The sequence below is a fragment of the Janibacter melonis genome, assembly GCF_020567375.1.
Classification (GTDB): domain Bacteria; phylum Actinomycetota; class Actinomycetes; order Actinomycetales; family Dermatophilaceae; genus Marihabitans; species Marihabitans melonis.
In genome coordinates this window covers 43,970-51,394 of sequence record NZ_JAJBZM010000004.1, presented here as the reverse complement: position 1 = coordinate 51,394, position 7,425 = coordinate 43,970, and the positions used below count along the sequence as shown (strand labels likewise).

Genomic DNA, 7,425 nt, shown 5'->3' with positions numbered 1-7,425 from the left:
GGGCCCCGCTTGGCGTCCGACTTGCTCCCTCCGCTTTCGGTAACCCCCCGGCGTCTACGCCGAGCCCCCCTCCTTTGAGAACCTAGCGAGGAAATCTGCGAACAACTCAGGGTCGGAGTACGGCATGACAGCCCAGTGAAGATGTTCAACGGAGTCGATCGTGGCTAGATCTGGCGCATCCTGCTGGCGGGTGTGGTCCTCGATCAGGTGCATCTGCACGACCTTGGCGGTGTGTCGAATTGCCTTCACCACCTCACCTGGGGACACATCGACAAGGGGGCTGGTGATGGTGTCACCGCTGCGGTCTACATACAGGCCGGACTGCTTGTCTAGATTGCGTTGCTTGGCCGCCGCCTCGAACGCCGCGAGGTCGGGACGCTCGTAGTACTCCATCCTGCGATCCAAGCTCCAGAAGCCGGCGAGTCCCGATGCGAACTGCTCTGCTACTTGCAACTTCTCGGCGTGTGCCCTTCGGATGGACGAGAGGCCCTCGGGAAGCAACACGTCACCCGCAGGGCGCGGGGGGGACCCATAGAGGCCAAGCGGAGCCGACCACTCGAGCTCCGCCGCCTCGTAGAGCCAACGCGCTTTCGCCAATTCCTCCATAGCAAGCACGATCATCGACTGCGACCGTCCGAAACTGTCATGGGCGGCTAGCAGCGAGGAATCTTCAACTAGCGCAACTGTGTTCTCCATGAGCGACTTCCACCACGTCCGCGCGAACGCGGCACTCACGCTCTCCGCTACGTCTTCTTCCCGTGCCACATCCGAAGTATCGACGGTTCCCAGCCCTGGCAAGGACGATTGGGCGCCACTTGGATGGACACCGCAATCGCAACGTGGGCGGCGAGTGACCTCAGAAGCCCTAGCGCAGCATGGCTAAGGCCGGGTTGACTAGCTCGCCGGCGATCGCAAGACCGGCGTCAAGATCCGTTGCGATGGCCGTTCTGGCTCGGCCCGCTTCCGCGCGGTAGCCGGCGGTCCAGGCAGGTGCCGGCGACACCAGCTGCGCCGGAAGCATGAAGCCTCGTCGATGCTCTTGAAGCCGTAGAGCGGCGACGAGCGTGGCGCTATCTAGCGCTGCACCTGACTGTGCGATCAGGACCAGGTCGACCAGGTCTCGGTAGCGGGTCGACGGGTTTCCCGCGTGCTGCTCATACATGGCTGCGACCTTGTCGGAAACCTGGTCGACCAGGGGGTAGAGACGCATCGGTGGGGGCGGCTGGACGTCGCTGATCTCGACGGGCAGTGCACGCTCGATCGTCTCGATCGTCCCGACGAACTCGAGGTCCAGGGCGAGATCAATCGTGAAGGACTCGTACTGCTGAGCGCCCAGCGCGCAGCTCACACCTAGCCTGTAGCCGCCGGTTCGACCCGTCATGGGGGCTTGGCTGACCACCGTGAAGACGAACGGGTCGCGTGGGCTTGGCTCCCCTGCCGTGCGCAGCTGAGCAATGCAGGCATCGGCCTCTGCTGCGTCGTGGAGGTGGCACAGGTCGATGTCCTTGGTGTGCCTTGCTCCGGGCAGTCGTACAGCGAGCCCACTGCCTCCTTTGAGGACCCAGTTCTCTCCCGGGAGGGAGAAGACCCGGGCGAGGTAGCACTGCAGCAGGTAACGGCGGCGGAGCTCGGCGAAGGGCACCTGGTCCAGCTTGGCGCGGTTCTTCAGACGGTCGTCGAGGGCGCGGCGGAACGCGGCGGGCGTGCGGTAGCCCTGGTCCTCTCGTCGGCTCACGTAGGTGTCTTTCGAGGCGTGCTGCCGGAGACGTAAGCGAGGGCCTGGGCCGCTTCGGCGACCCGGGCGCGGGCTTCTACATCGATGCCTGGGACCTGGGGAAGCGAGTGGTAGAACTGGTCCATGGCGGGTTTCAGGGCCTTCAGCATCTGTTCGTGCATCCCTGATCTGGCCATCACCGGTTGAAGTTGTTCAATTGCTTGGCTGAAGATCTGGCTGTACCTCGCCATAACCTCACGGTTGTAGGAGGCGGCGACGTTGCGCTGGAGGTCTTCCAGGACCTTCCTCATCCGCTCGGAAGAGGCGGCCAGGCCTTCGAGGTCTGCTCCGGCGAGTACCGCCGAGAGGTCTACCGAGGGAACGGGGGCGCCGGCGGTGGTCAGCATCTGCTCAAGCATGGCCTCCGCGTCCCGGTACCCATACCGCGCAACGTTCGGGGCCAGCCGGCTGGCGATCTCGTCGACGTCTACGTCGTAGCGCAGCACGCTGTCCCGAATAATGGCCCCGAGGTGGTCGGGGTCCGTCATGTCATGCGCGAGCATCTCCACCGTGGCCGCAGGTGTCGTCACGGGAAGCCCCTCGCGGACGAACCAGTCCAGTGGCTCGATCTGGGCACGGCGCAGCCGCACCTGCGGGTTTCGGGTCTCTCGCCGGACGGGCACGGTCATCTCGATCAGGTCGGCGTCGACGTCGCCCAGATTCAGCAGCTGGGCCGCACTTCGATAAGAGACCACGGCCCCGGGACCGTCGGGATCGGCGAGCCGCTCGGCGGTGCTGCGCTTGGGGTCCACTGCCATCCACGCAGCCCGCAGCGGAACCCACCGGTCGACCGGAGTGCCGACGAGCTGGTAGACCCCGTGCAGCGCTCGTTCGATCGTCCCGGACTCGGTGAGCGAGTGGAGCTGGGGCCGGCTAGCGCCAAGAGCACAGGCCTGGGCAGCGGTGAACATCCCACCCTGCTCCTCGGCCAGGTCGAGGACCTCTGACCACCAGCCATCGCGCTTCATACGCCAATAGTACTATTCGGGCGAACTATTGACGTACCGGAATCCCATCTGCTGCCGTCACAACTGCTGTGCTCGCTCGTGAGCGAGTGGCAGGCGGTGCTTGACGTGGGCTCCTACGCCCAGCGCGGCACTGTCGTGGCGCGTGTAAGTGGCGTCCTTGATGTCGCCGCACCAGGTCCTTGCCTCCAGCACGCCGCTCACATTGGCGACCCCAGCAGCGGAAGTCTGCAGCCACCGGCTACGTCCCAGCCTCGATAGCCGCGCACGTCTCATCGGCCACCAGCGCCATCGACGAGGCCGAAGACGAGCTCACCGCGATCCGGTGCGCGGCTGAGTAAGTTAGGCACGCGAAAGGGCTAGGTGTCTAGACACCTAGCCCTCCGCGGTCGACGCCCTCACTCGAATCTCTACCACTTCCCGGGAAGTGAGCACCACGTACTTGGCAAGTACGCGTGCGCGAGGCGAGGAGGATGAAAGCCTTGTACGAGGCTCCCCGTCGACTACATCAACGATACACCCTCTGCGAGTCATGTCAAGTCGGTGACAACCTGCTACGCTACGCTAGCGCAACCGATTGTTGTCATCTCATCGAGTACATGCTAGCACCCCACGGCGGGCTCGCGAGAAGGAGAGTGACTTGGTCCAGCCGGCATCGACCCTGAAGGCAGCCCAGCGAGAGGCAGCTCGGGAGGTCACCTTCCTCATGGGCCGCCATGAGGGCCGGCCGACCCGGCGTGGTCTCGGCGCGCCGGTCCGGGTGGGCTTTCTCGACGACGGCGCCGGAGGACATCCGATGGCGACGCTGCTGAGCAGCCGTTCAGGCAGCGGCGGGGGTCGTGGCGGGAAGACCCGGCTGGCGCTTCTGCTGAGCCTGCTGTGGGTCGCTGGCGGCGAAGGGCATTCGGCGACACGGCCGGCGTCGTTCTGGGCGCGACTGATCGGGCTGCCAGATCCGCAGGGCACGGGCGCACGAGCGATCAACTCCACGTGGGCGGAGCTCGAGACGCGCGGGTTCGTCTCCATCCGCCGCTCCAGGGTCTCCGGCGAGGTGCCGACCGTGACACTGATGAACGAGGCACGCCCGGGCCAGCCGTACCAGACCCCGACCGGCGAGGAGGGTGATCGCTACCTGCGGGTACCCGAGCGCCTCTGGACCATGGGGAAGCTCGACCAGGAGCTGACCGGCGCGGGCCTGGCCATGCTGGTGATCGCCATCCGGACCTATGACATGGCCAACCGGAAGCAGTCCCTGACCTTCCCGGCGGTGACATTCAAGGAGCGCTACGGGCTGGGGGAGTCGACCAGGAAGAAGGGGCTGCAAAATCTCGTCGATCTGGACATCCTCGACCGGTCAGACTCCCTGACCGACGACGACGGCGGGTTTGGCCGACGGATGCGGCCGCGCAACACCTACGAGTTCGTCTCCTTGGGCCTCGACAACTAGAGCGGGTGGACGACCAACCCGGCCGGGTCGCCGGCACCCATCGGAGGGGGGGATCAGCTGCCTGCCGGCACGTGGGGCGTGACCGGTCAGGGCTTGGGGGTGCACTTCAGGACGAAGATCAGGAGAGCGGGCCGCCGCGGTAGACGTCGGCACGATGCTCGATCCGTCCGACATGAAGGACGTGGTCGTCGTCCTTGATCTCGAAGACGACCCTGTAGTCGCCGCGTCGGGCCGACCGCCAGCCGTCGAAGGGCTCGTGCAGGGGCTTGGACAGACGGTGCGGGTTGATGGGGAGGGTCCCGGTGACGAACTCCAGCACCGCCACCGCGATCTTCTCCGGGAGGCGACCCAGGGCGCGCTCAGCGCTGCGCGAGAACTGGACGTCCCATGGTGGGCTGCTCATTCGGCGACCAACGTTCGAATCTGCTCGAGGATGTCCGCTGCTGTCGTGTCGATGGTCTCCACGAGGTAGCGGTCCTGCTTCTCTCCGGGGGAGAGGGCAGCCTCGATGACGCGCCCGATGGCGGACGCCTTGTCGTAGACCCGCACGCTGCCGTACTGGTGGGTGGGCAGGAGCGCTGCCTCGTTGGGCACCGCGCCCATCCCGTGGTCGCCGAGCGACTTGAGGATGAGCGAGTTGATTCGCTCGGTCAGTCGCCCGGCCCCTTGGGCCTCGCGCAACTCCCACGCGTCGAAGGTCATGACCCCACCGGAGGAGGCCACCTGCTGCTTAATTTCGTCGAACGTTGTCATGCCTCCATCTTACCAGGAGGCTCAGGTGCGTGTCAAGGAAAAATAGGTAATCCTATTTTTCATGTGAATTTACTTTTCCAGACCGTAGCGGCGACGCAGGTCTGCGCCGCTGACCGAGTGCCCGGCGGCGTAGTCCTCTCGAGCCTGCGCGAGCTCTTCGACCGCCCCGGGGGTGGAAAGGAGGTGGAGAGTCTCCTGAAGCGACTCGAGGTCGTCAGCCGAGATGATGACCGCGGCAGGATGGCCGTGCTTGGTGACCTGGACGATCTCGTGAGTCCTCGACACCTCGTCGACAAGTGCGGAGAGCCGGTCCTTCGCCTCGCTGAGAGCAACTGACTTCATGGGCCCATTATAGCCTGACTTATAGCCAGACGATAGCCCTTCTTCTGGCTAGAATGTTCACACTGCCTTACGAGCGGACCGGCAGGCACAGCTGAGCGCGGAGGCGCAGAACGGGGGAGCGATGAGTCCAGAACCCATCCGGGGCGTCAAGGTGGAGCGCCCGAGGAAGGAGAAGCTCGCCCGCGAGGTGGCCGAGCGGGTCGGCCTGGCTGCGCCGACCATGAGCAGCGGGGCATCGGTCGTCGTGCGGACTCTGGACGAGATGTACGAGCACTACCTCGGCGAGCCTCCGCCGCGGATGAGCGCGTACCGGAAGGCCCAGGTGGTGGGTGAGCAGCTGGGTCTGACCTACGACCCGGTGTGGGACAGCAGCGAGCAGGCCGAGTCGGGCGGTGGGAGCACGGTCTCGGCACGGTGGTGGTCGCGGGTCCGCACCGAGCTCACCGGGATCCCGCGATGCTTCCTCTTGAACAGCACAGATGCCGAGGTCGGCGCCCGGTGGGAGACGGACAAGCACCGCGAGTACCGCTACGACGACACCGTCACCGGGCGGAAGCCCCTGACCGACGCTGGCCCGGGCTCGCTCGTGCTGTTCTACAACACGAGCAACCACAGCCAGCATCAGATGTCCTACACCGGGTCCGCCCGGGTGGAGTACCTCCATGGCGGGTGGGGCCGCGGTCCGTGGACCGCCGAGCTCGTCGACTACCGGGCCTTCGACCACCCCGTGCCACGGGAGGAGGTCGAGATCGAGGGTCGCAACACGCAGCACGCCATCACCGAGATCCCATGGGACGTCTACCAGCAGGTCGTCGCGCGGGGGACCGGGCGCACGCCCGACCCCGTGATCGCTGGCGGTATCGGCGCGGACGTGGGCGCTGACCAGATCGCCGACATCGCCGAGCACCAGCCGCTCCCGGAGGCCGTCACCGGCGACGATGTCCCGGCGCCGACCGCGATGCAGACCATGAGCGTGGCTCCTCTACTCGAGCCGTCCTACGCCGACCCCGACGCCTCGACGCCAGGGCCGCCCCTGCCGTCTGGGGGCCGCAACCCTGAGCAGCGCAAGCGCGACCGTGTCGCGGAGCAGCGAGCGGTGGAGATCAGCATCAAGTACTTCGAGGACCGCGGGTGGACGATGACTGCGGACCGTCAGAAGGACGGGGTGGGCTACGACCTCGAGCTGCGCAAGGAAGAGCGGGTGATCCACCTAGAGGTCAAGGGCATCCAGAGCGGACGGCTCGCCTACAACCTGACGCAGAAGGAGTGGCACCGCGCGCGGACAGATCCAGCCTTCCTGGTCGCGGCTGTCACCGACGTTCATAGCCCCACGCGGTGCAAGGTCAACCTGATGACCCCCGCCGAGGTCGTCCAGGGCGACCGCCAGGTCGTCCAGTACCGCCTCACCTTCCCCACCGGTCGCTCTCACCAGGACGAAGAAGCCGGCGCGGCCGAGACCACTGCGACGAATGAAACCGACCTCGCGGCCGCCGAGCACCTCGCCGCACCGGGGATCGAGGTACCCCAGGCGATCTCCTCGACCTCACCAACCGGGGGCGCAGCCCGCCACGGCACCCCCGGCTAGCCCCCCCTTCACAGCGAGGGCGCTGCAGAAGAGGTGACGGGCGTGGGGGCCTCCGGCTAGCACCAGGGATCGGGCTCGCTGGGCGCGGTATGACTATAACAAACTCTACGATAATGCCGATAATCTATGTTATGTCAGGTAGTAGCCCGCTTGGCCGTCCTTTTCGACTCTCGCTGGCGCGATCAAAGGGCGTCCGGCAACCATCTGCGGGACCTGCTTGCGCTCACTTTTTGTCGCCGGTGTAATCCTTGAAAGAAGCGTCCTTACTACTCGCACGAACGAGCTGCGCTGCACTAATCGCATCCTGTCGGTTGTAATAGGTTTCGCTCGTTGCAAGGACCTGTCGATTTGCAAGGGAGACAACCCTCCACCAGTACGGCTGATCTGAGGTTCCTTTGCAGAGCTGGTACTCCACACCTGCCATGATCGCTTCCTCTCATTACCAAGATGGGACGGCCGAACCCATGCGCAATTAGGCACCCAATCCATCACAGTGCGCCGGACTGAAAAGCGAAGGGTCAGAATGCGTACCTATATTCATCACTTGCAGGACAATTCC

9 protein-coding genes are annotated in these 7,425 nt (G+C 65.4%); 2 read left to right on the top strand and 7 right to left on the bottom strand.

Features of this window, described 5'->3' with window-relative positions; all coding sequences use genetic code 11:
- Positions 1 to 54: 54 nt before the first annotated feature.
- From LIV55_RS16770 to LIV55_RS16760, 3 genes are all read right to left on the bottom strand, one after another.
- Positions 55 to 735 carry an AbiV family abortive infection protein gene (locus tag LIV55_RS16770; RefSeq protein ID WP_308012933.1) on the bottom strand — a complete coding sequence of 227 codons (681 nt, stop codon included), beginning with the start codon at positions 733 to 735 and terminating at the stop codon, positions 55 to 57.
- A gap of 130 nt (positions 736 to 865) precedes the next feature.
- Positions 866 to 1,735 (bottom strand): nucleotidyl transferase AbiEii/AbiGii toxin family protein, encoded by an 870-nt coding sequence (locus tag LIV55_RS16765; RefSeq protein ID WP_229301138.1) that lies wholly within the window; start codon positions 1,733 to 1,735, stop codon positions 866 to 868.
- Complete coding sequence (locus LIV55_RS16760) at positions 1,732 to 2,742, bottom strand: type IV toxin-antitoxin system AbiEi family antitoxin domain-containing protein (RefSeq protein WP_229301137.1); 1,011 nt, start codon at positions 2,740 to 2,742, stop codon at positions 1,732 to 1,734. The genes LIV55_RS16765 and LIV55_RS16760 overlap by 4 nt, the downstream gene beginning before the upstream one ends.
- A gap of 637 nt (positions 2,743 to 3,379) precedes the next feature.
- Between LIV55_RS16760 and LIV55_RS16755 the strand changes: the two genes are divergently transcribed.
- Positions 3,380 to 4,186 carry a hypothetical protein gene (locus LIV55_RS16755; protein WP_229301128.1) on the top strand — a complete coding sequence of 269 codons (807 nt, stop codon included), beginning with the start codon at positions 3,380 to 3,382 and terminating at the stop codon, positions 4,184 to 4,186.
- A gap of 118 nt (positions 4,187 to 4,304) precedes the next feature.
- On the opposite strand, the gene LIV55_RS16750 is transcribed toward LIV55_RS16755, so the two are convergent.
- The 3 genes from LIV55_RS16750 to LIV55_RS16740 all read right to left on the bottom strand — a co-directional run bounded on the left by LIV55_RS16750 (position 4,305) and on the right by LIV55_RS16740 (position 5,281).
- Complete coding sequence (locus LIV55_RS16750) at positions 4,305 to 4,589, bottom strand: type II toxin-antitoxin system RelE family toxin (RefSeq protein WP_229301127.1); 285 nt, start codon at positions 4,587 to 4,589, stop codon at positions 4,305 to 4,307.
- The gene (locus LIV55_RS16745; protein WP_229301125.1) at positions 4,586 to 4,939 is read right to left on the bottom strand and encodes a hypothetical protein; all 354 of its coding nucleotides are present in this window, start codon (positions 4,937 to 4,939) and stop codon (positions 4,586 to 4,588) included. The genes LIV55_RS16750 and LIV55_RS16745 overlap by 4 nt, the downstream gene beginning before the upstream one ends.
- 69 nt (positions 4,940 to 5,008) lie before the next feature.
- Complete coding sequence (locus LIV55_RS16740) at positions 5,009 to 5,281, bottom strand: type II toxin-antitoxin system Phd/YefM family antitoxin (protein ID WP_229301123.1); 273 nt, start codon at positions 5,279 to 5,281, stop codon at positions 5,009 to 5,011.
- 121 nt (positions 5,282 to 5,402) lie between these two features.
- Here LIV55_RS16740 and LIV55_RS16735 point away from each other — a divergent pair, with 121 nt between their 5' ends.
- Positions 5,403 to 6,866, top strand: coding sequence for a protein NO VEIN domain-containing protein (locus tag LIV55_RS16735; protein ID WP_229301121.1), 1,464 nt, complete (start codon positions 5,403 to 5,405; stop codon positions 6,864 to 6,866).
- A 223-nt stretch (positions 6,867 to 7,089) separates the two neighbouring features.
- Here LIV55_RS16735 and LIV55_RS17345 read toward each other — a convergent pair whose 3' ends face one another.
- The gene (locus LIV55_RS17345) at positions 7,090 to 7,290 is read right to left on the bottom strand and encodes a YegP family protein (protein ID WP_372456527.1); all 201 of its coding nucleotides are present in this window, start codon (positions 7,288 to 7,290) and stop codon (positions 7,090 to 7,092) included.
- Positions 7,291 to 7,425: the final 135 nt, after the last annotated feature.

Excerpts from the sequence above, each read along its gene's own strand:
- LIV55_RS16760 (WP_229301137.1), bottom strand. The coding sequence starts at position 2,742 with ATGAAGCGCGATGGCTGGTGGTCAGAGGTCCTCGACCTGGCCGAGGAG.
- LIV55_RS16750 (WP_229301127.1), bottom strand. The coding sequence starts at position 4,589 with ATGAGCAGCCCACCATGGGACGTCCAGTTCTCGCGCAGCGCTGAGCGC.
- LIV55_RS16745 (WP_229301125.1), bottom strand. The coding sequence starts at position 4,939 with ATGACAACGTTCGACGAAATTAAGCAGCAGGTGGCCTCCTCCGGTGGG.
- LIV55_RS16740 (WP_229301123.1), bottom strand. The coding sequence starts at position 5,281 with ATGAAGTCAGTTGCTCTCAGCGAGGCGAAGGACCGGCTCTCCGCACTT.
- LIV55_RS16735 (WP_229301121.1), top strand. The coding sequence starts at position 5,403 with ATGAGTCCAGAACCCATCCGGGGCGTCAAGGTGGAGCGCCCGAGGAAG.
- LIV55_RS17345 (WP_372456527.1), bottom strand. The coding sequence starts at position 7,290 with ATGGCAGGTGTGGAGTACCAGCTCTGCAAAGGAACCTCAGATCAGCCG.